This is a genomic window from Muricauda sp. SCSIO 65647 (assembly GCF_021534965.1).
Classification (GTDB): domain Bacteria; phylum Bacteroidota; class Bacteroidia; order Flavobacteriales; family Flavobacteriaceae; genus Flagellimonas_A.
Map to the genome: position 1 here is coordinate 2,186,997 of NZ_CP091037.1, position 24,306 is coordinate 2,211,302.

At 43.4% G+C, this 24,306-nt stretch carries 23 protein-coding genes; 12 read left to right on the forward strand and 11 right to left on the reverse strand.

Translation table 11 applies throughout. The features are described 5' to 3' along the window. Positions 1-221 precede the first annotated feature (221 nt). From L0P89_RS09710 to L0P89_RS09725, 4 genes are all read left to right on the forward strand, one after another. Complete coding sequence (locus L0P89_RS09710) at positions 222-1,262, forward strand: LacI family DNA-binding transcriptional regulator (protein WP_235264907.1); 1,041 nt, start codon at positions 222-224, stop codon at positions 1,260-1,262. Between the two features lie 237 nt (positions 1,263-1,499). Then, entirely contained in the window at positions 1,500-3,803 is a 2,304-nt protein-coding gene (locus L0P89_RS09715) for a glycoside hydrolase family 65 protein (protein ID WP_235264908.1), read from the forward strand. Beyond that, entirely contained in the window at positions 3,800-5,674 is a 1,875-nt protein-coding gene (locus L0P89_RS09720) for a glycoside hydrolase family 13 protein (RefSeq protein WP_235264909.1), read from the forward strand. Before L0P89_RS09715 ends, L0P89_RS09720 begins: the two co-directional genes overlap by 4 nt. A 5-nt stretch (positions 5,675-5,679) precedes the next feature. Then, the gene (locus tag L0P89_RS09725; protein ID WP_409557547.1) at positions 5,680-7,563 is read left to right on the forward strand and encodes an alpha-amylase family protein; all 1,884 of its coding nucleotides are present in this window, start codon (positions 5,680-5,682) and stop codon (positions 7,561-7,563) included. 50 nt (positions 7,564-7,613) lie between these two features. On the opposite strand, the gene L0P89_RS09730 is transcribed toward L0P89_RS09725, so the two are convergent. Continuing rightward, complete coding sequence (locus tag L0P89_RS09730) at positions 7,614-8,039, reverse strand: hypothetical protein (protein WP_235264910.1); 426 nt, start codon at positions 8,037-8,039, stop codon at positions 7,614-7,616. Between the two features lie 178 nt (positions 8,040-8,217). Between L0P89_RS09730 and L0P89_RS09735 the strand changes: the two genes are divergently transcribed. After that, a complete protein-coding gene (locus L0P89_RS09735) occupies positions 8,218-8,967 on the forward strand; it encodes a glycerophosphodiester phosphodiesterase (RefSeq protein ID WP_235264911.1) in 750 nt (249 codons plus the stop codon). Beyond that, a complete protein-coding gene (locus L0P89_RS09740; protein ID WP_235264912.1) occupies positions 8,967-10,241 on the forward strand; it encodes an NAD(P)/FAD-dependent oxidoreductase in 1,275 nt (424 codons plus the stop codon). The genes L0P89_RS09735 and L0P89_RS09740 overlap by 1 nt, the downstream gene beginning before the upstream one ends. Here the strand turns inward: L0P89_RS09740 and L0P89_RS09745 are convergent. Both L0P89_RS09745 and glpK read right to left on the reverse strand, forming a co-directional pair. Next, positions 10,238-10,963 (reverse strand): MIP/aquaporin family protein, encoded by a 726-nt coding sequence (locus L0P89_RS09745; RefSeq protein WP_235264913.1) that lies wholly within the window; start codon positions 10,961-10,963, stop codon positions 10,238-10,240. The genes L0P89_RS09740 and L0P89_RS09745 overlap by 4 nt on opposite strands. Positions 10,964-10,985: 22 nt before the next feature. Beyond that, positions 10,986-12,479 carry a glycerol kinase GlpK gene (gene glpK / locus L0P89_RS09750; protein ID WP_235264914.1) on the reverse strand — a complete coding sequence of 498 codons (1,494 nt, stop codon included), beginning with the start codon at positions 12,477-12,479 and terminating at the stop codon, positions 10,986-10,988. A 70-nt stretch (positions 12,480-12,549) separates the two neighbouring features. Between glpK and L0P89_RS09755 the strand changes: the two genes are divergently transcribed. After that, on the forward strand, positions 12,550-13,083 hold the full coding sequence (locus L0P89_RS09755) for a DUF1697 domain-containing protein (protein ID WP_235264915.1): 534 nt from the start codon (positions 12,550-12,552) through the stop codon (positions 13,081-13,083). 149 nt (positions 13,084-13,232) lie between these two features. On the opposite strand, the gene L0P89_RS09760 is transcribed toward L0P89_RS09755, so the two are convergent. Next, positions 13,233-13,706, reverse strand: a complete 474-nt coding sequence (locus L0P89_RS09760; protein ID WP_235264916.1) for a TspO/MBR family protein — start codon at positions 13,704-13,706, stop codon at positions 13,233-13,235. A 91-nt stretch (positions 13,707-13,797) separates the two neighbouring features. Between L0P89_RS09760 and L0P89_RS09765 the strand changes: the two genes are divergently transcribed. From L0P89_RS09765 to L0P89_RS09785, 5 genes are all read left to right on the forward strand, one after another. Beyond that, complete coding sequence (locus L0P89_RS09765) at positions 13,798-14,880, forward strand: diphosphomevalonate/mevalonate 3,5-bisphosphate decarboxylase family protein (RefSeq protein WP_235264917.1); 1,083 nt, start codon at positions 13,798-13,800, stop codon at positions 14,878-14,880. 71 nt (positions 14,881-14,951) lie between these two features. Next, positions 14,952-15,884 (forward strand): mevalonate kinase, encoded by a 933-nt coding sequence (locus L0P89_RS09770; protein ID WP_235264918.1) that lies wholly within the window; start codon positions 14,952-14,954, stop codon positions 15,882-15,884. A gap of 9 nt (positions 15,885-15,893) precedes the next feature. Continuing rightward, a complete protein-coding gene (locus L0P89_RS09775) occupies positions 15,894-16,799 on the forward strand; it encodes a geranylgeranylglycerol-phosphate geranylgeranyltransferase (RefSeq protein WP_235264919.1) in 906 nt (301 codons plus the stop codon). Beyond that, entirely contained in the window at positions 16,796-17,749 is a 954-nt protein-coding gene (locus tag L0P89_RS09780; protein WP_235264920.1) for a carbon-nitrogen hydrolase family protein, read from the forward strand. The genes L0P89_RS09775 and L0P89_RS09780 overlap by 4 nt, the downstream gene beginning before the upstream one ends. Before the next feature lie 97 nt (positions 17,750-17,846). Then, positions 17,847-18,686: a pseudouridine synthase gene (locus L0P89_RS09785; RefSeq protein ID WP_235264921.1), complete on the forward strand. Its 840-nt coding sequence runs from the start codon at positions 17,847-17,849 to the stop codon at positions 18,684-18,686. A gap of 164 nt (positions 18,687-18,850) precedes the next feature. Here the strand turns inward: L0P89_RS09785 and L0P89_RS09790 are convergent, their stop codons facing one another. The 7 genes from L0P89_RS09790 to L0P89_RS09820 all read right to left on the reverse strand — a co-directional run bounded on the left by L0P89_RS09790 (position 18,851) and on the right by L0P89_RS09820 (position 24,306). Further along, on the reverse strand, positions 18,851-19,420 hold the full coding sequence (locus L0P89_RS09790; protein ID WP_235264922.1) for a hypothetical protein: 570 nt from the start codon (positions 19,418-19,420) through the stop codon (positions 18,851-18,853). A gap of 142 nt (positions 19,421-19,562) precedes the next feature. Beyond that, positions 19,563-19,910: a hypothetical protein gene (locus L0P89_RS09795; protein WP_235264923.1), complete on the reverse strand. Its 348-nt coding sequence runs from the start codon at positions 19,908-19,910 to the stop codon at positions 19,563-19,565. Positions 19,911-20,002: 92 nt separating this feature from the next. Continuing rightward, positions 20,003-21,283 carry an argininosuccinate lyase gene (gene argH / locus L0P89_RS09800; RefSeq protein WP_235264924.1) on the reverse strand — a complete coding sequence of 427 codons (1,281 nt, stop codon included), beginning with the start codon at positions 21,281-21,283 and terminating at the stop codon, positions 20,003-20,005. Between the two features lie 40 nt (positions 21,284-21,323). Continuing rightward, entirely contained in the window at positions 21,324-21,680 is a 357-nt protein-coding gene (locus L0P89_RS09805) for a four helix bundle protein (RefSeq protein WP_262911449.1), read from the reverse strand. Between the two features lie 28 nt (positions 21,681-21,708). Then, complete coding sequence (locus L0P89_RS09810; protein WP_235264926.1) at positions 21,709-22,779, reverse strand: M20/M25/M40 family metallo-hydrolase; 1,071 nt, start codon at positions 22,777-22,779, stop codon at positions 21,709-21,711. Beyond that, positions 22,776-23,555 (reverse strand): acetylglutamate kinase, encoded by a 780-nt coding sequence (gene argB, locus L0P89_RS09815; protein ID WP_235264927.1) that lies wholly within the window; start codon positions 23,553-23,555, stop codon positions 22,776-22,778. The genes L0P89_RS09810 and argB overlap by 4 nt, the downstream gene beginning before the upstream one ends. A 1-nt stretch (position 23,556) precedes the next feature. After that, the gene (locus tag L0P89_RS09820; RefSeq protein WP_235264928.1) at positions 23,557-24,306 is read right to left on the reverse strand and encodes an SDR family NAD(P)-dependent oxidoreductase; all 750 of its coding nucleotides are present in this window, start codon (positions 24,304-24,306) and stop codon (positions 23,557-23,559) included.

The window sequence follows — 24,306 nt, forward strand, 5'->3', positions numbered from 1 at the left end:
TGAGCCTTGAAGTAGCCCATTTTTCTTCTCAAGAAACTCAAATCTAAGTGCTGATGAAGTGAATTTAACTGACAATTGTCAGTTTTCTTGTATTACAACGTTTTCAGGTGGATAACTTTTCATTTTTTTAATGGTAAAACTATCTTTATACGGATTTGTCAATAAAAGCTATTTAAAAGACGCCTTTTTTATTAAATTCGTATTTATCCTAAATTTTTGCGATGAAGCCCAAGATGACTTTGAAAAAAATTGCAAAAGAATTGGATGTGTCTATTTCTACGGTTTCCAAAGCATTGAAAGATGACAAAAATGTAAGTCAAGAAACCCGCGAAAAAATCCAGGCTTTCGCCAAGTTCTACAACTATAGGCCCAACAATATAGCTTTGAGCCTGAAGAACCAACGAACCAAGACCATAGGGCTCATTATACCCGATATCGTGCACCATTTTTTTGCAAAGGTCATAGCAGGAGCAGAGCAGGCAGCCAATGCCAGGGGCTACATTGTGGTCATTGGGGTGTCAAATGAATCTTTTGAGAAAGAGGTCATCAATATGGAAATGATGGTCAATGGCAGTGTTGATGGTTTTGTGGTATCCATTGCCAAAGAAACGTTGCTTTTACGGGATTATCACCACCTCAATGAGATCATCAGCCAAGGCATGCCCATTGTACTTTTTGATAGGGTCGTTGATGAAGTGGAATGTGATAAGATAATTGTTGATGACAAGGAAGCGGCGAAAAATGCCACCCAGCAGTTGATCGATGATAATAGGGGAAACATTCTTTTGCTCACTACTTTAGACCATATCAATATCGGAAGGGAACGTACAAAGGGCTATTTGGAAGCATTGCAGCAAAACCAAATCGAAACAAGATCTGAACTTGTGCTTAAAATACAAGATAATGCCAATGAAGAAGAACAAGAAAAGGTAATAGAGGCCCACATCAATAGATTAATGGATGGCGGAACAAAAATCGATGCCATTTTTGGGGTCAATGAAATGTACGCGGTGGCGGCTTTGAACGTGATTCGAAAATTGGATCTCAAAGTGCCGGAAGACCTCTCGGTAATCAGTTTTTCAAATGGGGTGCTTTCCAAATATTCCCGACCGAAATTGACAACGGTCGATCAACATGGCGTGGACTTGGGCGTAGCCTCGGTGAACACGCTGATCGATAGATTGGAGGAGAAAGTTGATGAAGATGCTTTTTTCACCAAGGTCATCAAGACAGATCTCATTAAAAGGGAATCTACTTTCTGAATATTGCGCATTTTAAACAAAATTATATATTTGTGCTGATGTCTGCCCATTTTTCTTCTCATTGTACTGGTAGACGATATCAGTTCATAAATCTTTAGTAATTGTGATATAATGCTTTCGATTGCCACATTTTTTTGTTGGTTGAAATTGAATAGGGGAATATCAACTTTAAGCCACTTACGTTTCGATTTTTTTGTCGAAATTGAACAGATTTTTTAAATAACACAATACTCCAAAATGAACCAAGATTATATCAAACCCGATGAATGGTCGATTATAGAGGAAGGCTTTGACAAAAACCTTGTCAAATCTTCTGAAAGCCTTTTCAGTATCGGAAACGGTGCCATGGGCCAGCGAGCCAATTTTGAAGAAACCTATACCGGGCCCACTTTTCAAGGAAGCTACATAGCGGGAGTCTATTACCCTGATAAGACCCGTGTGGGTTGGTGGAAGAATGGCTATCCTGAATACTTTGCCAAAGTCTTGAACGCCCCGAATTGGATTGGGATCGATATCGAAATCGATGGTGTTGCGTTAGATTTGAACACTTGTTCGCAAGTAAGCGATTACCGCCGTGAGCTCAATATGAAAGAAGGTTGGTACCGAAGAAGTTTCACCGCTACCCTACCAAACGAAGCTCAGGTAAAGGTGGTGGCCACCCGCTTTTTAAGCCTAAAATTTGATGAAATAGGAGCCATTGAATATACCGTCGAGGTGTTGAACAAAGATGTAAATGTAAAAGCGATTCCCTATTTAGACAGTGGAATCAAAAACGAAGACAGTAACTGGGACGACCAGTTCTGGAATACCACTGCTGTTTCCTTTAAAGACAATCGAGCTTTTATCGAGGCCCATACCATGAAGACCAACTTTGCCACCTGTACCTTCATGATGGCCATGGCGCAAGCAAATGGCAAACAGATAAAGGCATCCGAATCTGAAACAACAGAGACCAAAGCTTCATTGCTATTTGAGACGCCAATCGAAAAAGGCGGGCGATTCAGCTTGACCAAGTATGGTGGTTATGCCGTTGCTAGAAACCATGACAAGAACGAATTGGTAGATGCGGCCAACAAAGTTCTAGATGAGGTTTCTTCCCTTGGTTTCGACGGTTTGCTCGAAACCCAAAAAAAGGCATGGGCAGAAATATGGCAGATGAGCGATATCACCATCGAAGGTGATGTAAAGGCCCAACAGGGCATTCGCTTTAATATCTTTCAGTTGAACCAGACATACTTGGGCACCGATTCGAGGCTCAATATTGGGCCAAAAGGATTCACGGGCGAAAAATATGGTGGAAGCACTTACTGGGATACCGAAGCCTATTGTATTCCTTTTTATATGGCCACCAAAAACCAAGAAGTGGCCCGAAAACTACTCAAGTATCGCTACAACCATCTTGAAAAGGCCATAGAGAATGCCGAAAAACTTGGTTTTGAGAATGGGGCGGCACTGTACCCCATGGTCACCATGAATGGTGAAGAGTGTCACAACGAATGGGAAATCACTTTTGAAGAGATACATCGAAATGGGGCCATTGCCTTTGCCATTTATAACTATTTCCGCTACACGGGCGATTATACTTACATTCCTGAAATGGGCCTTGAAGTTCTTATCGGTATCGCCCGGTTTTGGTATCAAAGGGCCAATTTCTCAGAGCAAAAGGAGCAATATGTGATTTTGGGAGTTACCGGCCCCAATGAATATGAGAACAATGTCAACAACAATTGGTACACGAATTATATCGCCAAGTGGTGTATCGACTACGCGCTTGAACAACTTGATAAAGTAGAAGAAGGGTACCCCGATGATTACGAACGCATCATTGGTAAGACCCATTTGACAGAAACGGAGACCGATAGGTGGTCAGCAGTGGCGAAGAACATGTATTTTCCCTTCTCAGAAAAGTTGGACGTCTTTTTACAGCAAGACGGTTTCTTGGATAAAGAATTGATCAAGGTCTCTGACCTGCCAAAATCAGAACGCCCGCTCAACCAAAAATGGAGTTGGGATCGTATTCTTCGCTCCCCTTACATTAAACAAGCCGATACGTTACAAGGGTTCTATTTTTTTGAAGATCACTTCTCGACAGAAGAATTGCAGAAGCACTTCGATTTTTACGAACCGTTCACCGTACATGAATCTTCACTGTCACCCTGTGTACATAGTATTCAAGCCGCAAAACTGGGAAGGATGGACCAAGCGTACCAATTCTATCTAAGAACATCTCGCCTTGATCTTGACGATTACAACAAAGAGGTAGAAGAAGGACTTCATATCACCTCTATGGCCGGCACATGGATGAGCATCGTAGAGGGTTTTGCCGGAATGCGGGTGATTGAAGATAAACTCAATTTCACGCCCCAGCTCCCAGAACAATGGAGCTCTTACTCATTCAAGATCAACTTCAGAAACCGCATTCTTAAAGTCACTGTGACCAAAGAAGGATCTTCTTATGAATTGACCGGAAATGAGGAAATGTCGATTAGAGTGAATGGCGAACGGGTCGTTTTGACGCCAACAGAAATTGTAGAGACATGAAAAGACTACCCTATATAATCCTCTTTTTGCTTGGGTCTGCAGGTGTGCAACCCGCATTTTCACAAATAGAAAGAATCGAGCCCCCTAACTGGTGGGTGGGCTTCAAACAAGATACCCTTCAACTTTTGGTAAAGGCTGAGGGCCTTAGTGATTATGTGCCTGCCATTAAGAAAGAGGGCGTGAGACTGATAAGGGCCTCGAGGGCCGATAGCCCCAACTACCTTTTTTTAGACCTGATAATCACCAAAGATGCCCAGCCCGGTACATTTGACATTGAATTTGTGCCCAAAAAGGGTAAGAAACTCGTCTTTTCCTATGAATTGAAGCAAAGGGAACAAAGTGCCGAAGACTTTGATGGTTTTGACAGCTCAGATGTCATCTACCTCATAACGCCCGACCGTTTTGCCAATGGCAATCCCAAAAATGATATTGTGAAGACCTTGAAGGAAACCGATATCGATCGATCACATGACTACAAGCGTCACGGGGGAGACATTCAGGGCATCATCGACCATTTAGATTATATCGAAGACATGGGCTTTACCGCTATTTGGTCATGTCCGTTGCTGACAAACGATATGCGCCAATCGTCGTATCATGGTTATGCCATGACCGATTTTTACGAGGTGGATCCACGTTTCGGTACCCTAGAAGACTATAAGAAGTTGTCGGTCGAAGCGGCCAAGAAAGGTATCAAGCTGGTTATGGATCAAGTGGCCAACCACTGTGGAAGCGAGCACTGGTGGATGAAAGACCTGCCCTTTGCCGATTGGATCAATTTTCAAAAGAACTACGAAGTTGGCAATGAAGCCATTCGTACCAACCATAAGCGAACGGTCAATCAAGATATCTACGCTTCCATAAGCGATCGACGATTGATGGAAGAAGGGTGGTTTGTGTCCGCTATGCCCGACCTCAACCAAAACAATCCCTTTATGGCCAAGTACATCATCCAGAACAGTATTTGGTGGGTAGAAACCGCCCAACTTTCAGGGATCAGGCAAGATACCTATCCCTATCCCAACAAAAAATTCATGTCTGATTGGGCCAAGGCGATTATTGATGAATACCCCAATTTTAACATTGTGGGTGAAGAATGGAGCACCAATCCGTTGTTGATCGGCTATTGGCAACAAGGGGCCAAAAATGCCGATGGGTATGAATCAAACTTGCCCACTACCATGGATTTTGCCATGCAGACTACCTTGGTACAGGCATTGACCCAAGATGAAAATTGGGACACTGGGTTGATTCGATTATATGAAGGATTGGCCAATGATTTTTATTACCCCGATCCCAAATCGATTTTATTTTTTGGGGACAATCACGATATGAGCCGTATTCACACCCAATTGGATCTAGATGTCGATCTGACCAAAATGGCCATGGCCTACGTTTTGAGCGTTCCCAGGATTCCACAAGTTTATTATGGTACCGAAATTTTGATGGAAGATTCAGAAAAACCCGGTGATCACGGGCTGATTCGAAGCGATTTTCCCGGCGGATGGGATGGTGATGCCGTTAATGCCTTTACAGGTGAGGGACTTTCCCCTGAACAAAAAGATATGCAGTCGTATCTCAAGAAAATACTTAATTACCGAAGGGGTGCCTCGGTAGTCCATAGTGGAAAAACCAAACATTTTGGGCCCCACGAAGGTATTTATGCGCTATTTCGATACAATGATGAAGAGACTTTACTATTGGTCTTGAACAAGAATACGGCTTCGGTGGAATTATCACTAGATCGATTTGCCGAAATGGACATTGAAGGAAAAACAGCAAAAAATATCATTGCAGAAGAAAGTATGACCCTTGGGGACAAGTTGATCTTACAACCCAAATCAGCTTTGTTATTGTCCATCAAAAACTAAAGAACATGTATCGTTCCTCCTTTCTTGCCGTACTCATGACCGTCTTTCTGATCGGCTGTGTGGGAACTCCGGAAAAAAAGGAAAAGGAGAAAAAAAGACCCCAAATGACACAAAAACGAAAGCAAGTAGTTTATCAAGTTTTTACCAGACTTTTTGGAAATACCAATACAACGAACAAGCCTTGGGGCACTATTGAGGAAAACGGTATTGGAAAATTTGCTGATTTTGATGACAAGGCCCTTTCTGAAATCAAGGCCTTGGGAGTGACCCATATCTGGTACACCGGGGTGCCGCACCATGCCGTTATCAATGATTATACGAAATACGGCATTTCAAATGATGATCCCGATGTGGTCAAGGGCCGTGCAGGTTCACCTTATGCCGTTAAAGATTATTACAATGTAAATCCAGATTTGGCCGTGGACCCAAATAACCGATTAGAAGAGTTCAGGGCACTTGTTGAAAGAACCCATGGGCAGGGCCTGAAAGTGCTCATCGATATCGTACCGAATCATGTGGCCCGCAATTATCAGGGTTTGACAAATCCGGATGGGGTAGATGATTTCGGGGCCAATGATGACACATCGGTCGAATATGCCCGTGACAACAATTTCTATTATATCCCCGGAGCAGAATTCAGAGTGCCTGAATGGCAAGGAGAATATCGGCCACTTGGTGGAGAAGCCCATACATTGGTTGACGGAAAATTTGTGGAAGTACCGGCCAAATGGACGGGCAATGGTTCTCGTGCGTCCCGGCCCCATCAGAATGACTGGTACGAAACGGTCAAGGTTAATTATGGTGTTCAACCCAACGGCTCCAAAGATTTTGAAGAACTGCCCGAATCGTATGCCCAGATGGACCATAAAGCCCATTATGAGTTTTGGAAGGATAAGGAATTGCCCGATTCATGGTACAAGTTCAGGGATATCGCCCTTTATTGGTTAGATTTTGGGGTGGATGGTTTTCGTTTCGATATGGCCGAAATGGTTCCCGTAGAATTCTGGAGCTTCATGAATACCTCGATAAAGATGAAAAACCCTGATGCTTTTTTGTTGGCCGAGGTGTACAATCCGTCCCTTTATCGTGACTATATCCACAAAGGAAAAATGGACTACCTCTATGACAAGGTCGAACTATACGATAGCATCAAGCACATTATGCAGGGCCACGGGTGGACAGATCATATTCACGTGGTACAAAATGGCTTGAAAGATATTGAGCACCACATGCTGCATTTTCTGGAAAACCACGATGAGCAGCGTATTGCCAGTCCCGATTTCGTGGGCAAGGCAGAAATAGGAAAGCCTGCAATGGTTGTTTCCGCTACTATAGGCACGTCGCCCACCATGGTCTATTTTGGGCAAGAAGTTGGGGAAGATGGCTCAGAAGATGCCGGTTTTGGCAAACCGACCAGAACCTCCATTTTCGATTATATAGGCGTGCCCGCACACCAACGTTGGGTGAACGGCAAAAAATTCGATGGGGGGCAACTTTCAGAAGAAGAAAAGAACCTACGTGATTTTTACAAGCGTTTATTGAATTTTACCATTAAAAGTTCGGCCTTGATAGGCGAATATCAAGAAATACATTTTTACAACAAAGACAATACCCCGACCTATGACCACCGCGTGCTTTCTTATGTGCGTTGGTCAGATGATGAGAAATTGATTGTCATATCAAATTTTGATAGGGAAAAAAGCTACGATTTTGAATTAAAAATTCCTGGGGATGTCATCTCTAAATGGGGCTTGGCCGATAACAGCTACCCACTTGAGGAAGAACTTTACGGTGAGCAGCAAAAAAAACTCTCCATAGTAGAAGGGCAGGGTAAGGTTTCTGTACAGCTTGAACCGCTGCAATCTTTTATTTTCAGGATCGAACAATGAAAAAGCGGGCCAAAAGCCCGCTTCTTCGCTTTAGGTTGGTCAATAACTTTTCAAGCTGCCGCTTTTTTACTGGTCGCTTTGTAAATAAGGGCTATGATGATACCAATTATTATGTAAAAAATAATATTGAGCACGGCATTGATCAAATGACCCGTCAAATCCATCATGGTCGAGGTGGCAAACCAAATAAGTCCTTCCCCCAAACCAAAGAATACACCTACCCAAAGACCAAATTCAGCCCCCTCTTTGGCACTGTGGTGCCCCCTTGCCCATTTGCCGTACAACGTACTAAGGGCAAAAGCACTGATCAAGCAGCCCAACAAGAGGTGAACGAAGTCTGGTGGGTCTTTCATGGCATTGATGAGGGAGTGGCCTTCCATTAGACTTTCACCCAACATGCCAAACATGACATAGCCAAGTACGAACATGGCAATGCCACCTACCAAGGTCGCTAATAAATTAGATTTAGAAAACATGATTGAATATTTAGTTGGTTAAAAACATCGCAATATATGAAAGAAAAAATAAGAATATGACAGTTTTTTATATTATATTTTTGGTAATTCATATTTTTTATTTTAAAACTTTATGATTTTGTAAACTTCTTTAAAGTTGAAAATTCAATCGTATTTTTAGGCTGGAAAAAGTAAGGAAATGAAAAAGTGGATGGCAATCGCAATGGTGATGTCAATGTTGAATTCCTGCAATTTGTTTGAAAAAGAGTTTTTGGTTATCGGCCATCGGGGGGCAATGGGCCATGAGACAGAAAATACACTGGCCTCGATTCAAAAGGCGATTGATTTGGGGGTTGATATGATTGAGATCGATGTATTCAAGATCAATAGTGGCGAGATTGTGGTCTTTCATGACGAACGTCTTGAGAGACTTTCAAATTCAAGGGGCAGAATAGAAGAATACGACATTTCGAATCTACGCCAGGTCATTTTGAATGGAGACCATCAAATACCCACGCTACAAGAGGTATTGCAATTGATCGATAATAAGGTGGCCCTGAACATTGAACTGAAGGGGTCAAATACCGCCGAACCTGTAAATATTATCACCGACCACTATATTAAGGAAGAGGGTTGGGCCTTGAAAAATTTTGTGATTTCAAGTTTCAAATGGGACGAACTGAAAAGAATGCGCGAGCAGAACCCTGATATTTCCATAGCGGTGCTCACTGAAGAAGATCCACTAAATGCAATTCAGATGGCCAGAGAGCTCAAAGCTGTGGCCATCAATCCGTATTATAAATTCCTTACAAAAGAGAAGGTAAAAGAAATACACGATGCTGGGTTCAAAGTCTATACCTATACGGTCAACGAAGCTGTTGATATTCAAAGAATGAAAGATTTTGGTGTTGATGGTATCTTCTCTAATTATCCTGAGCGGGTGTATTGATGTTCGATGTCATTGTCATAGGGGGTGGTGCGGCAGGTTTTTATGGAGCCATACATATGGCCAGGACAAATTCAAAACTAAAGATCGGCATATTTGAGCGTGGCAAGAATGTGCTATCAAAGGTAAAGGTCTCTGGTGGCGGTCGATGCAATGTGACCCATGCTGAGTTTTTGCCACATGAACTCATCAAAAACTATCCTAGGGGAGAAAAAGAATTACTGGGCCCATTTCACAGACATGCTACGGCCGATACCATGGCTTTTTTTCAAGACGGAGGAATATCTTTGAAAGTTGAGGAAGATGGTCGTGTTTTTCCGGAAAGCGATTCTTCACAGACCATCATTGATTTTTTTCTTTCGGAAGCCGAAAAACTGAACATCAAGATTTTCAAAAACTATCAGGCGAAAGAATTTGCGTTCATTGAAAATGATTGCCTATGGCAGGTCACGACCAAGAATAAACATTACTATGCCAAAAAACTACTTCTGGCGACAGGAAGCAACACCAGAATTTGGAAACAGCTTGAACAAATGGGACACACAATCATTGATCCCGTACCCTCCCTTTTTACGTTCAATAGTGACGATCCACGAATCAAAGGGCTTCAAGGGGTAAGTGCCCAGGCCCATGTCGCTGTTATGCCCAAAGAGCAGTATAACACAAACATCGGTATTGAGCTCAAGAGCAACATTGCCAAAGAACCTGCACTGGTGTCTGAAGGACCCGTACTCATTACCCATTGGGGATTGAGCGGTCCGGCAATATTGAAACTATCGGCTTGGGGGGCCAATTTGTTGCATGACCATCGTTATAACTTCAGGATCATTGTCAATTGGACCCCAGAGTATTCAACAGCATCGATGTTTGAGTTTTTAAAACATGTGAAAGAGGTTGAGCCCAAAAAGACTGTTCTTAAGGGTCAGGCGGTTGAGGTGCCCAAACGATTGTGGGGTAAATTGGTGAAGGCCGCAGCTATCGATAGCAGTATGAGATGGGCAGATACCCCTAACGAAAAGCTAAAAAATTTGGCCAAGCAGCTCACTGCCTGTTCCTTTAAGATACATGGAAAAAGTACGTTTAAAGACGAGTTTGTCACAGCAGGGGGTGTCGACCTCAGGGAAATCAACTTCAAGACTTTCGAAAGCAGAATCTTACCCAACCTTTATTTTGCTGGTGAGGTCATCAATGTTGACGCCATCACGGGAGGGTTTAATTTTCAAAATGCGTGGACGGGTGCCTACATCGCTGCAAGAGCCATTGCAACCGATGACTAATTGAGGGCGAACATAAGAAGCGCGGCCAAGCATCCCCCGATGATGGGCCCAATAACGGGAATCCATGAATAGCCCCAATTGTTCGAACCTTTGTTCTTAATGGGTACAAGGGCATGAACAATTCTTGGGCCCATATCACGCGCCGGATTGATGGCGTAGCCCGTAGTGCCCCCCAAACAAAGTCCGATCGCCCAAACCAGTATGGCTACGGGGAGTGCCCCCAGTGAGCCCAGACCGATAATGCTTCCATCGCTCAAGGTGGCATCGGTGAAATACAGTACGGTAAAAACAAGAACGAAAGTGCCCAAAACCTCACTAAAAAGATTCAACGGTATGTTGGGTATCGCAGGGGCAGTACAGAAAACCCCTCTTTTGGTGTTGCCATCATCAGTGGCGTCAAAATGCTTTTTGTTGACCAACCATATGCAAAATGCCGCTATCATGGCCCCGATGAACTGTGCCAAAATATAACTGGGCACCTCTTGCCATGAAAATTTTTCCGCAACGGCCAAACCGACCGTAACCGCCGGATTGATATGTGCGCCGCTAAAGGGAGCCGCAACGACCACTCCCACATATACGGCAAAGGCCCAGCCTGTGGTAATGACGATCCAGCCACTGCCACTGCCATAGGTTTTAGAGAGCGATACATTGGCATTTACCCCGCATCCCAAAAGCATCAAAAAAAAGGTGCCGATGATTTCGGCTACAAATGGAGTCATAATTTAAGAGTTGTTTGGTTATTTAATTTTTTGACCAGTGCTCCAGTGCGTCAATGGCCCGGTACCAGCCTTTGATGCCATCTTCCACAGGTTCTCTATTATCGGTCGGGTTGAAATGTACATCTGCTTCCCAAATATCCTGTATTTCTTCAAAGCTGTTCCAATAGCCCACTGCCAATCCGGCAAGATAGGCAGCCCCCATAACGGTGGTCTCCACAATTTTTGGCCGAATCGTGACCGTGTTCAGCACATCGGCCTGAAACTGCATCAACAAATTGTTGACGGTGGCCCCACCATCGACCCTTAATTCTTTGATGGATATTCCTGAATCGGCTTCCATGGCTTTGAGAATATCCATGGTTTGATACGCAATTGAGTCCAAGGCTGCACGGGCAATATGGGCATCGGTACCTCCCCGGGTGAGTCCGAAGATGGTACCTTGGGCATGTTGGTTCCAATGGGGTGCACCCAACCCTGCGAAAGCGGGCACAAAATATACGCCTTCAGCGCTTTCTACCGAACCGGCCAGTTTTTCAACTTCAGATGAGGTTTTGATGATCTTGAGGCTATCGCGCAGCCATTGTACGACCGCACCGGCGATAAAGATGCTTCCCTCGAAAGCATAATGTGTTTTGCCATTGATTTTCCATGCAACGGTGGTCAATAAATTGTTTTTCGATATGATGGGTTTTTCACCAATGTTCATGAGCATGAAACAGCCCGTGCCATAGGTGTTCTTGACCATGCCCTGTTTGGTGCACATCTGCCCAAAAAGGGCCGCTTGCTGATCCCCTGCTATACCCGCAATCGGAATTTTACTGGCAAAGAAATTCGGACTCGTATTGCCGTACACCTCGCTCGATTGCCTTACCTCGGGCAACATGCTTTTTGGAATGGTGAACAATTCAAGCAATTCATCATCCCAATTCATGGTATTGATGTTGAAAATCAGTGAACGGGAAGCATTGGTCACGTCGGTGATATGCAGATTGCCCTGTGTCATTTTCCAAATCAACCATGAATCAATGGTGCCCCAGACCAGTTCACCTGCTTCGGCACGTTCTCTGGCACCCTCTACATTATCTAAGATCCACTTGACTTTGGTGGCCGAAAAATAAGCGTCGATGACCAAACCGGTCTTATTGCGTATCAGGTCTGTCTTTCCCCGTTTTTTCAATTCATCACAAAAATCTGCGGTACGCTTGTCTTGCCACACAATGGCATTGTAAACGGGTTCACCGGTGCTGCGGTCCCAAACAACTGCGGTCTCTCTTTGGTTGGTGATGCCGATGGCCGCAATTTGGGTCGCATCGAGCCCCTTTTTCGAAACCGCCTCAGCGGCCATACCGGCCTGTGTCGACCAGATTTCGGTAGCATCATGTTCGACCCAGCCCGGTTTCGGAAAAATTTGTGTGAACTCTTTTTGGGCAACCGAAACGATGGTCCCTTTTCTATTGACGATCACGGCACGGGAACTGGTCGTTCCCTGATCTAAAGCAAGAATATATTTGTCCATGTAAAGAGAATCAAAATGCCTCTGAATTTACTAAAATATAGTAGATTAATGGAATTTTTAAAGGGAAGAAATGGAAATCTATACTGTCTTGCTTCGAGGTATCAATGTGAGCGGCAAAAAGTCGATCAAAATGGTAGATTTGAGATCAAGTCTCGAAAAAAAAGGTTTTGATGCGGTACAGACCTATATTCAAAGTGGAAACATTGTGTTCAAAACCGACAACAAGAAAATAGCTGAACTTGAAGAGGGTATCAAAAAGCTGATTTTTGAGGACTTCGGCTTTGATGTACCCGTGTTGGTGAAGACAGCCAAAGATTTGAAAAGTATCTTGAGGCATAACCCCTTTTCAAAAGAAGAAAATACAAAACAGCTATTCTTTGTGCTGCTAAGACAACCACCGTCCAAACTTCTAGTCGATGAATTCAATGAATTGAAGTTTGAAGGCGAAGATTTTCACATTACCGATGCCTGCGTTTACCTGAACTGCAAGATAGGTTATGGGAAGGCCAAGCTCAATAATAATCTGATTGAAAAAAAACTGAAGGTCGAGGCTACTGCTAGAAATTTGAGAACAATGCAAAAGTTGATCGAGATGGCGTCTTAAAGATTAAGGTTGCTCGGTGCTCGGTGCAAGGTTTTTAGGGTTTTCCATAACGATGAACCCATAACCCTTAATTCTGCATTCGCAATTCATAATTGATCTCACGTCTCAAGTTCAAGTATCGCTTGAGCTCCTGTTTCGGCAAGCGAGGTTTAGTTCATCTCCCAAATTTTATAGTTCAGTACCATTGCAAAACAGACCCAAAGAAAATAGGGGATCATTAGAACGGCCGCCACTTTGCTGACCACCTTGAACCACCTGATGGTCAAAAGGATCAGGATCAATAGTGTTAGAATCACGATCAAGGCCCAAAAAGGGCTTTTGAATCCGAAGAAAACGATACTCCATAGGGCATTGAACAGTAATTGAAAAGCAAAGTGATATAGGGCGGTTTTTACCCATAGATGATAGATGCCCTTAGACCAAACGATGCCGGCGGCTATGCCCATCAGAATATAAAGTACGCCCCATACTGGCCCGAATATCCAGTTTGGCGGGTTGAAGCTCGGTTTATTCAATGTGAGGTACCAATCGTTGACCGAGTTTTGGGTAGCGAAACTTGCCAAAATGCCAATGAGCAAACACACGGTCATTGAAATGGCGATGTAAACGAACTTCTTCTGCATAGCTGATACCAGTCTTTACTAAAATAGGAAATTATTACAACTGTATAATTTGGTCTTGACCACATGTGTATCTTTGCGCAAACATTTTTTAATGACTGAAAAGGATTTCATTCCTGATCAAATACTTGAATTGCCCGAAAGTGGGAAAGTGACCTGGAAGGCCCCCAGCAACATCGCTTTGGTAAAATACTGGGGTAAAAAACCGAATCAAATTCCGGCAAACCCCTCCATCAGTTTTACATTGGATGCCTGTGCCACCACCACGACCCTTTCGTTTGAAAAGAAAAAGATTACATCGAATGGTTTTTCATTTGATTTTTCGTTTGAGGGAAAAGCAAAGGATGACTTCAAACCCAAGATCGTCACCTTCTTTGAACGTATTGAAACCTACCTGCCTTTTTTGAAGCAGTACCACTTGACCATTGAAACCCACAACTCGTTTCCACATAGTTCAGGAATCGCCTCTTCGGCCAGTGGAATGGCCGCCCTTGCTCTTTGCCTACTTTCCATTGAAAGACAAGCCGATTCGAAAATGGACGAGGATTTTTTCAAGCAAAAGGCTTCTTTTTTGGCCCGACTGGGATCGGGCAGTGCCTGCCGCAGTATCGAAGGCGATATAGTTCAATGGGGCAAGACCTCTTCAATTCCAGAAAGTTCCGATGTATACGGAATCAAATACCCTTTCGATACCCATCAAAATTTCAAGAACTATCATGATACGATTTTATTGGTGCACAAGGGCCAAAAGCAGGTGAGCAGTTCAGTTGGGCACGACCTGATGCATGTCCATCCATTTGCTGAGCGGCGGTTTCAACAGGCACATGATAATCTTGAAAGGCTGAAAACCATTTTTTCTTCAGGAGATATTGATACCTTCATTCAAATAGTGGAGGGCGAGGCCTTGACACTACATGCCATGATGATGACCGGTAGCCCCTATTTCATGTTGATGAAGCCCAATACCCTTGAAATCATCAACAAGATCTGGCAATACAGGGAAGCAAATGGCAACCATGTTTGCTTTACCCTAGATGCCGGGGCGAATGTACATGTGCTGTATCCTGAAGCGGAGAAAGAAGAAATTTTTCGGTTCATACAGAAAGAACTGGTACAATTTTGTGAGAACGGCCACTATATCTGTGACCGAATAGGATTTGGTGCGAAAAAATTGTAATTTATCGTTATAATTGGCGAACAGAAACATCGATTCTGTACATTTGCACAGCAAAAGACTGATAATTAGCTATGAAGGGTCCGTTGTTTTATTCTAAAATCTTGCTCTTTGGTGAATATGGTATTATCAAAGATTCTAAAGGTCTTTCCATTCCCTACAATTTTTTCAAAGGAGCATTGAAGACCGGTGAACATCTTTCTGAGGGGGCCAAAAAGTCTAATGAAGGACTCGTAAAATTCGCCCTGTATTTAGAGAAGATGCAAGAAGATGGGTCGGTCACTTTTGACATGGCCGCCATGAAAGAAGATATCGCCAACGGTATGTATTTCGATAGTTCTATTCCCCAAGGTTATGGAATTGGCAGTAGTGGGGCGCTGGTGGCCGCTTTTTATGACAAGTATGCCCAGAACAAGATTACCGTTTTAGAAAACCTGACCCGCGAAAAACTGTTGCGACTGAAAGAAATTTTCGGAAAAATGGAATCGTTCTTCCATGGAAAATCCTCTGGTCTTGACCCCCTGAACAGTTACTTGAGCCTTCCGATACTCATCAATTCAAAAGACAATATCGAATCGACCAGCCTTCCTTCCCAAAACAAAGCGGGTAAAGGTGCGGTTTTTCTATTGGATAGTGGCATGACGGGCGAAACCGCCCCCATGGTGCAGCTATTTATGGAAAAAATGAAGCAAGAGGGGTTTAGAAATGTCATCAAAGAGAAGTTCATCAAACATACCGATGCCTGTGTCGAGCATTTCTTGAATGGAGACATGAAGTCACTTTTCGGCCATGTGAAACAATTGTCGCATGTGGTCTTGGATCATTTCAAGCCAATGATTCCGAAGCAGTTCCATTCACTATGGAAAAAGGGTATCGAGACCAATGATTACTACCTAAAACTTTGCGGTTCAGGCGGTGGTGGCTATATATTGGGCTTTACCGAAGATATTGACAAAGCCCGAAAGGCCTTGAACGGCCATAAATTGGAAGTGGTCTATAACTTCTAGAAACGTATAATGCTCAGCAGAAAGCAAAGGTTTTATCTCTTCAAACTGTTGAGCCTTTTTTCTGTGGTACGGGGATACAACATCCTCATGATTACCTTGGCCCAGTACTTGGCCTCCATCTATATTTTGGCCCCTGACTGGCCATTGCGAAAAGTGGTCTTTGACCTGAACCTGTTCTTGATCGTCACCGCATCGGCATTGGTCATTGCAGCAGGGTATATCATCAACAATTTCTATGATGCCGAAAAAGACCTAATCAATAAACCGGTCAAAAGTATGCTGGATCGATTGGTCAGCCAACGGTTCAAATTGACGACCTACTTCATTCTCAATTTTGTGGCCATCATTGCGGCCAGCTACATTTCGTTTCGGGCCGTCTTTTTCTTTTCAGCCTATATTTTTGGTATTTGGTTCTATTCACATAAGTTGAAGCGTATTCCTTTTTTGGGGAATTTCGTGTCGGCGACACTCGCTATCACTCCCTTTTTTGCCGTTTTTGTGTACTACAAGAATTTTGACCCGGTCATTTTTGTGCACGCACTTTTCTTGTTTTTGTTGATTTTGTCACGTGAAATGATCAAAGATTTAGAGAACATGGCAGGTGATATGGCACAGAACTATCGAACGATACCCATTCTTTATGGATCTACGGTTTCAAAGACGATCATAACCCTTTTGGTGCTCTTGACACTTATACCGGCCCTATTGCTGATACGGTTTTTTGACATTGGCTACATGTATCTATATTTTTGGGCGAGCATCGTCTTGTTGGTGCTCTTTATCATTTTACTTTGGAGGTCCACTGGTAAAAAGCACTACGTTTGGCTTCATAATATTTTGAAATTCATCATCATTGTGGGCGTTTTCAGTATCTTGTTGATCAATGTTGACTTGGTCTTGAATCGGATTTTATGAAGGAACATGAATTGAAAGTCGCACTGGCACAAATCGCTCCGGCTTGGTTGAACAAAAAGGCAACGCTTGAAAAAATAACGGCAACCATTCAGGAAGCTGCCCACGAAAAGACCGAACTTTTGGTCTTCGGGGAAGCTTTCTTGCCAGGCTACCCGTATTGGTTGGCCTATACTGATGGGGCGGCTTGGGACTTAAAAGTGAACAAAGAACTGCACGCGCATTATGTGCGTAATTCCATACAGATCGAAGCCGGTGAATTGAACGAGGTCTGCCATTTGGCAAAAAAACACCATATGGCCATCTATTTGGGCATGATGGAACGTGCCAAAGACCGTGGTGGCCATAGCCTATATTGCTCACTCGTCTATATCGACCAACAGGGAGAGATCAAATCGGTGCATCGAAAATTACAGCCCACTTACGATGAACGACTGACTTGGGCACCCGGCGATGGCAACGGATTGCAAGTGCATTCATTGAAGCAATTCACCGCCGGGGGATTGAACTGTTGGGAAAACTGGATGCCACTGCCCAGGGCCGCCCTTTACGGTCAGGGTGAAAACCTGCATGTCGCCGTATGGCCAGGCAATTTAAACAACACCCAAGACATTACCCGTTTCATAGCCCGTGAGTCACGCAGCTATGTTATTTCGGTTTCGTCACTGATGACCGAAAAAGATTTTCCGGCCGATACGCCCCATCTTGACAAAATTCAGGAAAAAGCACCTAAGGTTTTGGCCAATGGCGGCTCATGCATCGCAGGCCCTGATGGGGAATGGGTTTTGGAACCCGTGGTCGGGGAAGAGGGGCTTATCTATCAAACCTTGAATGTGAACCGCGTTTATGAAGAGCGACAGAATTTTGACCCCGTTGGGCATTATTCCAGACCTGATGTGACGAAGTTGAAAGTGAATCGCGAACGGCAATCCACCATTGCATTAAATGATTGATTTTATCGATAAGAGATGAAATGGCTCTAGTGCAATGATTCGTAAAAAAGCGGTCTGGTCTTGACATATTGCCTACCTTTGCCAAAATTTTTGACTGATGGCGAAATCAGACTACGAACGCAATCGTAAACCTTCAAACAGAAAGACGGGCGGCTACAAGAAAAACTTCTCTAAGAGCAAACCGTTTGAACGAAAAAATCAACCACCCAAAAAGACGGGAGATCCAGACCTGATACGGCTGAACCGCTATATCGCCAATGCAGGTATCTGCTCACGACGTGAGGCCGATACCTTTATCGCTGCGGGCAATGTGACCGTGAACGGTAAGGTGATCACCGAAATGGGGCATAAGGTAAAGCGCTCTGATGATGTTCGGTTTGATGGTCGAAAGCTGAACCCTGAAAAGAAAGAATATGTACTGCTCAACAAACCCAAGAACTTCATCACCACCACCCGCGACGAAAAAGGTCGCAGAACGGTGATGGAACTGGTGAGCAGCGCCTCTAACAGTCGGTTGTATCCGGTTGGGCGTTTAGATAGAAACACCACGGGGCTATTGCTTTTCACGAACGATGGCGATCTTGCCAAAAAACTGACCCATCCCAAGCATGGGGTGCGCAAGATTTATCATGTGTTTTTAGATAAGAATGTCTCCATTGTTGATATTCGAAAAATCCGTGACGGACTTGAATTGGAAGATGGCAAAATAGAAGTGGACGAAGTGGATTATGTATCGGGTGCCAGCAAAAAGGAAGTGGGTATTGAAATCCATTCCGGAAAAAACCGCATCGTACGTCGCATTTTTGAACATTTGGGGTACGAGGTCTCCAAATTGGATCGTGTCGTTTTTGCCGGGCTCACCAAAAAAGACCTGCCCCGGGGACATTGGCGATACCTAACCCAGCAAGAGGTGATCAATTTGGGGATGATCAAATAACGGTTAATATAAAGGGCGTTTAAATGCTCTTTATACATTATTAACAATATTTGTTTTACCTAGCAAATGTGTAAAGGTGTTCACCAACTTCAAATTCTGTTTGTGGAAATGGTCGGACTTTGTTTAGTTAATGGTTATTATCAAAGCTAGCTTCTTATTTTTCATTAGTTGAAATTGATTATTCCTCCTGTTGAACTAATCTTTGTACCGACATCTAGAGTTGCTTCTATTACATATTCTATTCGATTTGGTATATTGCTTGTATTAGACAATTTCATTAAAAAGTCCCTTGTACCTGGACTGTTCTCAGGAATATATTCTGAGATGGATTCGTTGGTGCCTATAACAAATAACTGATTTGTTATATCAATTCTCTCATTATTATTAGAATTGAGTATTTCAACTTTAACACTATCAATTTTATTCAAGTAAATAAATTCGTCATCACCACATGGTACCACGGCCGCTTTTGACACCGTTACATCAGTTTTATTTTGTTCGCTGGAAGCGATACTTTCGAATTCGGTAATCAGTAATTCAATAACTAAGTCTTCTTTATCAATGGGGCTTTGTTCATCTACCACTACGGGATTATTTCCGTCAAAAATCAATGCTCTTGATTCTAAACCTGAAATCGTAACTTCATATGTATTAGTATCACAACAACCAATAATTAACTGAGCCAAGAGCATCGATAGGACTATATTTCTAATATTCATTTTCTTCTTTTCCATTTCAATTTTTTTATTCTTTCTTAAGAATAAAACCAATTATTATTGCCAACGGTCTAAGCCATGATTTGTGGCGGTGAAGAAATGCGGAGTATTTCCAGCCTTAGCAAACCCAGCCGTTGATGGTTTATAGGTTTGAATTTAACTAAAACCAGCTATAAATTATAGCCAATGTTGTGTACAGTTTATTTTCAGTTTCGAACTCCGCTTCCTTTTTCCAAATGAAAATTAAGCCAGCAATAACATTGAAAATCACAAGTAAAACAGTCCAGTTTATTTTCTTCTCTTTTGGTAGTTTTTTATAATTCCAAAGTCGATAAATCAGATAACCAATCTGGATTAAGACAAGTCCATTTACAATTGGCGCTTGATATTGAAATTCCACAACATTATTCGTTATCCATTTGAAAAAATCAAGGTTCCAAAAGGAAAACATGTATAGAAGACCAACAGCTGAAGGAATAGAGAGCAAAATTTTTAAAAATCCGTTCATTTAGGTTTGGATGGTCCGTCCGTAAAGAGCATTAAAATTGTACACAACGTAAGGATATGGATCGTGATTTTTATTTCTTTTAGGTGTAGAAGTCAACCAATACCTTCCATCTTCTTTTTGATTTCTGTCAAACATAGATTGCCCAAACTGCCCTGATGGGTATGTTGAATGTCTTTTTTGGGTCTGAAGTTGCCATTTTCGATGGCCTGCCCCATCGATTTGTAGGCATCGCGAAAGGGCATACCGCTTTTGACCATTTCGTTCAGCGTATCGACACTGAAAAGGTAATCGTACTTGGGGTCGTCGAGAATGTTTTTGTTGACTTTTATTTCTTTCAGGCTGAACGTCATGATTTCAAGACAGGCCTTCATATCCTGTAGCGCGGGTACGATGATGTCTTTGACTACTTGTAGGTCTCTGTGGTAGCCGCTGGGCAAGTTGTTGGTCACCAAGGTCAACTGGTTGGGCACGGCCTGTATCTTGTTGCACTTGGCCCGTATCAATTCAAACACATCGGGGTTCTTTTTGTGCGGCATAATGCTACTGCCCGTGGTCAGTTCATTGGGGAAGGAGATAAAATCAAAGTTCTGGCTCATGTAGAACGTGATATCCATGGCCAATTTTGAAAGGGTGGCCGCGACACTTGAAATACCAAAAGCGGTCGCTTTTTCCACTTTTCCCCTGCCCATTTGGGCAGCCACCACGTTGTACTTTAAGGTTTCAAAGTCCATCTCTTGGGTAGTGAAACTTCTGTCAATAGGGAAGGAGCTTCCATAGCCTGCGGCACTGCCCAAGGGGTTCTGGTCTGCAACTTTATGGGCCGCCTGCACGAAATACAGGTCATCGACCAGACTTTCGGCATAGGCGGAGAACCATAGCCCGAACGAAGAGGGCATGGCAATCTGTAGGTGCGTATAACCGGGCAACAAGACCTTTTGGTGTTTTTCGGCGAGTTTGAGCAACAAATCGAAAAGGGCTTTGACCTGGGTTTTGATTTCGGTCAGTTCGTCTTTTAAATACAGCTGCATGGCCACCAACACCTGGTCGTTTCGCGAACGGGCGGTATGTATTTTCTTTCCTGCATCGCCCAGTTTTTCAGTGAGCAGAAATTCGATTTTTGAGTGCATGTCCTCAAAATCCTCCTCGATGGTAAATTTCCCTTTTTCAATGGATTTCGCGATGACCTCCAATTCTTTTACCAGCGCTTTTCCATCATCTTCAGAAATCAAACCTACTTTTGCCAACATTTTGGCATGTGCGGTAGAGGCGATGACATCGTACTTCGCCAGCAATAAATCGAGTTCGCGGTCATTGCCCACTGTAAATTGGTCTATTTTTTTGTCGGTGCTAAAGCCTTTGTCCCAGAGTTTCATGTTAATAGTTAGAAGTTTTTTGGTTAAAAGTTATAAGCCCTCATGGGTTGGTGTATTTCTTTATTAATGTGAAGGTCATTTTTTGGACTTCGTCACACAGGTTCAAGATAGTTTCCAGTTCATTTTTTGATGTAAATCCTAATCTTTTTGAAATTTCCAATTGCGTTTTGAGTTCATTGATTGAACCATTTGATATTTCTAAAAAATTGCGAAAAACCTTTTTTGAGTTTCTGCCAGTACCTTCAGCAATATTCGATGGAATTGAAACTGTACTTCTACGAATTTGTCTTGTAAGACCATATTTTTCTTCATCTGGAAATGTAGCAGTTACCTTGTAAACCAATTCGACAAGATCCATTGATTTTTGCCAAACAATCAGTTCTCGATAATTATACATCTTATAACTTAAAACTACTAACTTTCAACTAATAGAGAAACCCCTTCAAAATATCAATATACAAGGCCACACCTTCCTCGACCTCTTGTACATAGATGAATTCATCGGCAGAGTGTGAGCGTACACTGTCACCAGGGCCCAGCTTCAATGATTGGCAGCTCAGTTCCGCTTGGTCTGATAAGGTGGGCGAACCGTAGGTATCCCTCCCCAGCGCAATGCCCGACTGCACCAAAGGGTGATCGATTGAAATGGACGAACTGCTTAAATTCAATGACCTCGGAGTGAGTTTACAGGGGGCCTCTTTTTGCAAAATCCCATTGATTTCCTCATTGGTATAGCAATCGTTCACCCTGGTGTCAATCACTAAATCAACATGGCCGGGCACCACATTGTGCTGACTGCCCGCATTGATCTGGGTCACGGTCATCTTTACAGGGCCCAAAACATCGGAAACTTTCTCGAATCGATACTTTTTGAACCATTCAAGTACTTCGATAGTGTTGTAAATAGCGTTGTTATCGTTGGGGTGTGCAGCATGTGAAGGAGTGCCCTCTACCACGCCCTCGAAGACCACAAGCCCTTTCTCGGCAATGGCCAGTTGCATTTGGGTGGGTTCGCCCACAATGGCCACATCGATTTCGGGCAGTATGGGCAGCAGGGCAGAGATACTCTTATCACCAGCATCTTCTTCCTCGGCCGTGGCGCTCATGATAATGTTATAGCTGAGGTCTTTACGCCCATAAAAATATACAAAGGTCGCCAACAATGAACATAAGGCCCCACCTGCATCGTTGCTGCCAAGTCCGTATAATCTGCCATCTTCGATATGTGGATTGAAAGGATCTTTCGTATAGGCTGAATTGGGTTTTACCGTATCGTGGTGCGAGTTCAATAAAAGATTGGGCTTGCTTTCATCGTAGTACTTGTTAAAGGCATAGATGTTGTTATACTGCCTTTTGGTGTCTACCCCAAATTTTTTGAGCCAAGTATCGATAGCTGTCGCTGTCTCGTCTTCTTCTTCTGAAAAGGAAGGTGTCGAGATCAGTTCTTTCAACAGTTCGAGGGCTTTTTGTGCCAAAGTATCTTTATCGAGCATCATAGTACGAGCGTTGTATAGTTGCTGTTTTCTTTTTCAAACAGGGCCAAGTTACCGATTCTGACCTCGTTTACCCCATTGTTAAGGGCATGGAACCCATTGTGCAATTTTGGAAGCATACCTTCACTGATGACCCCTTCAGACAACAGTTTTTGATAAGATTTTGAATTGATTCGTTGTATTATGGAATCTTCATCGGAAATGTCGCGAAGCACCCCATTTTTTTCAAAGCAATAATACAAGATTACCTCAAAATCATTGCCCAGGCCCATTGCCAGTTCAGAGGCGATGGTATCGGCATTGGTGTTCAACAACTGACCTTTTTGGTCGTGTGTCAAAGCACAGAAAATAGGGGTAATCCCAAGATGTAGAAGATTTTTTATCAGATCGGCATTTATGCTATCCACATCGCCCGCAAAACCATAGTCCACATTCTTTACGGGTCGTTTGTGAGCCTGTATGCTATTGCCATCCGCACCGCTCATGCCAATGGCGTTGCAGTTCAAAGCCTGCAATTGGGCCACGATTTTTTTGTTGACCAATCCGCCATAGACCATAAGTACTACATCTAATGTAGCGGCATCGGTGATTCTTCTACCATTGACCATTTTGGGCGTTATGCCCAGTTTGGGCAATAGCGCTGTAGCCTTTTTTCCACCGCCATGCACTAAGATCTTGGGATTGTCCATCTCGGCAAACAGCTTTAGGAGTTTATCGAGTTCCGCATCATCTTCGATAATGTTGCCGCCAATTTTTAGTATGGATAAGTGTTGCTTCATGTTATGCATTTAAAATTCCCCCATCAATGGTCATGGCCGTGCCCGTGATCCAGGAAGAGTCGTCAGAAACCAAAAACAGGGCCAAATTGGCAACATCTTCAGGGGTGCCCAATCGATTCAACAGTGTTGCATTTCCCGCATTTTCGACCGCTTCTTCAGGATTGGGAAACGCTTTGGCTGAATTCCATAACAACGGGGTATCAACGGGTCCGGGACAAAGGGCGTTCACCCTGATTTTTGGGGCATATTCAACTGCCATTTGCCGCATTAGGGCCAATGTGGCCCCTTTTGAAGCACAATAGGCAGGGTGATTGGGAAAGCTCTTAAAGGCCGCAATTGACGAGTTGATCAGTATGTTGCCGCCCTCCCCTTTCTGTAAATGGGGAATGGCATATTTTGAAAGATAAAAAATGGAGGTCAGATTGATGTCAAGGGTGCGTTGCCATTCATCGATGGGCAGGTTTACCACATCGCCCAACCCCAAAACACCTGCATTCAAAGAGAGTACATCCAACTTTCCAAAAGTATCGATGGCGGTTTTCACCAATGCTTCGTTGTATGGGGCATCACTGACATCCCCAGCCATAAATACAGATTCTGGAAGCTCTTTTTCCAAAGCTTTGCCCCGCTCTCTATTTTGCCCTGAAAGCACAAGTTTGGCACCCTCACCATGAAATGCAGTGGCTATTGCCCTGCCCATGCCACTTGTGGCTCCCGTAACGATACAAACCTTGTCTTTGAGTCTTGCCAT

Bases quoted from the DNA above. Each gene is read 5' to 3' on its own strand.
- L0P89_RS09710 (WP_235264907.1), top strand. From the start codon at position 222: ATGAAGCCCAAGATGACTTTGAAAAAAATTGCAAAAGAATTGGATGTG.
- L0P89_RS09715 (WP_235264908.1), top strand. From the start codon at position 1,500: ATGAACCAAGATTATATCAAACCCGATGAATGGTCGATTATAGAGGAA.
- L0P89_RS09720 (WP_235264909.1), top strand. From the start codon at position 3,800: ATGAAAAGACTACCCTATATAATCCTCTTTTTGCTTGGGTCTGCAGGT.
- L0P89_RS09725 (WP_409557547.1), top strand. From the start codon at position 5,680: ATGTATCGTTCCTCCTTTCTTGCCGTACTCATGACCGTCTTTCTGATC.
- L0P89_RS09730 (WP_235264910.1), bottom strand. From the start codon at position 8,039: ATGTTTTCTAAATCTAATTTATTAGCGACCTTGGTAGGTGGCATTGCC.
- L0P89_RS09735 (WP_235264911.1), top strand. From the start codon at position 8,218: ATGAAAAAGTGGATGGCAATCGCAATGGTGATGTCAATGTTGAATTCC.
- L0P89_RS09740 (WP_235264912.1), top strand. From the start codon at position 8,967: ATGTTCGATGTCATTGTCATAGGGGGTGGTGCGGCAGGTTTTTATGGA.
- L0P89_RS09745 (WP_235264913.1), bottom strand. From the start codon at position 10,963: ATGACTCCATTTGTAGCCGAAATCATCGGCACCTTTTTTTTGATGCTT.
- glpK (WP_235264914.1), bottom strand. From the start codon at position 12,479: ATGGACAAATATATTCTTGCTTTAGATCAGGGAACGACCAGTTCCCGT.
- L0P89_RS09755 (WP_235264915.1), top strand. From the start codon at position 12,550: ATGGAAATCTATACTGTCTTGCTTCGAGGTATCAATGTGAGCGGCAAA.
- L0P89_RS09760 (WP_235264916.1), bottom strand. From the start codon at position 13,706: ATGCAGAAGAAGTTCGTTTACATCGCCATTTCAATGACCGTGTGTTTG.
- L0P89_RS09765 (WP_235264917.1), top strand. From the start codon at position 13,798: ATGACTGAAAAGGATTTCATTCCTGATCAAATACTTGAATTGCCCGAA.
- L0P89_RS09770 (WP_235264918.1), top strand. From the start codon at position 14,952: ATGAAGGGTCCGTTGTTTTATTCTAAAATCTTGCTCTTTGGTGAATAT.
- L0P89_RS09775 (WP_235264919.1), top strand. From the start codon at position 15,894: ATGCTCAGCAGAAAGCAAAGGTTTTATCTCTTCAAACTGTTGAGCCTT.
- L0P89_RS09780 (WP_235264920.1), top strand. From the start codon at position 16,796: ATGAAGGAACATGAATTGAAAGTCGCACTGGCACAAATCGCTCCGGCT.
- L0P89_RS09785 (WP_235264921.1), top strand. From the start codon at position 17,847: ATGGCGAAATCAGACTACGAACGCAATCGTAAACCTTCAAACAGAAAG.
- L0P89_RS09790 (WP_235264922.1), bottom strand. From the start codon at position 19,420: ATGGAAAAGAAGAAAATGAATATTAGAAATATAGTCCTATCGATGCTC.
- L0P89_RS09795 (WP_235264923.1), bottom strand. From the start codon at position 19,910: ATGAACGGATTTTTAAAAATTTTGCTCTCTATTCCTTCAGCTGTTGGT.
- argH (WP_235264924.1), bottom strand. From the start codon at position 21,283: ATGAAACTCTGGGACAAAGGCTTTAGCACCGACAAAAAAATAGACCAA.
- L0P89_RS09805 (WP_262911449.1), bottom strand. From the start codon at position 21,680: ATGTATAATTATCGAGAACTGATTGTTTGGCAAAAATCAATGGATCTT.
- L0P89_RS09810 (WP_235264926.1), bottom strand. From the start codon at position 22,779: ATGATGCTCGATAAAGATACTTTGGCACAAAAAGCCCTCGAACTGTTG.
- argB (WP_235264927.1), bottom strand. From the start codon at position 23,555: ATGAAGCAACACTTATCCATACTAAAAATTGGCGGCAACATTATCGAA.
- L0P89_RS09820 (WP_235264928.1), bottom strand. From the start codon at position 24,306: ATGGCAAGACTCAAAGACAAGGTTTGTATCGTTACGGGAGCCACAAGT.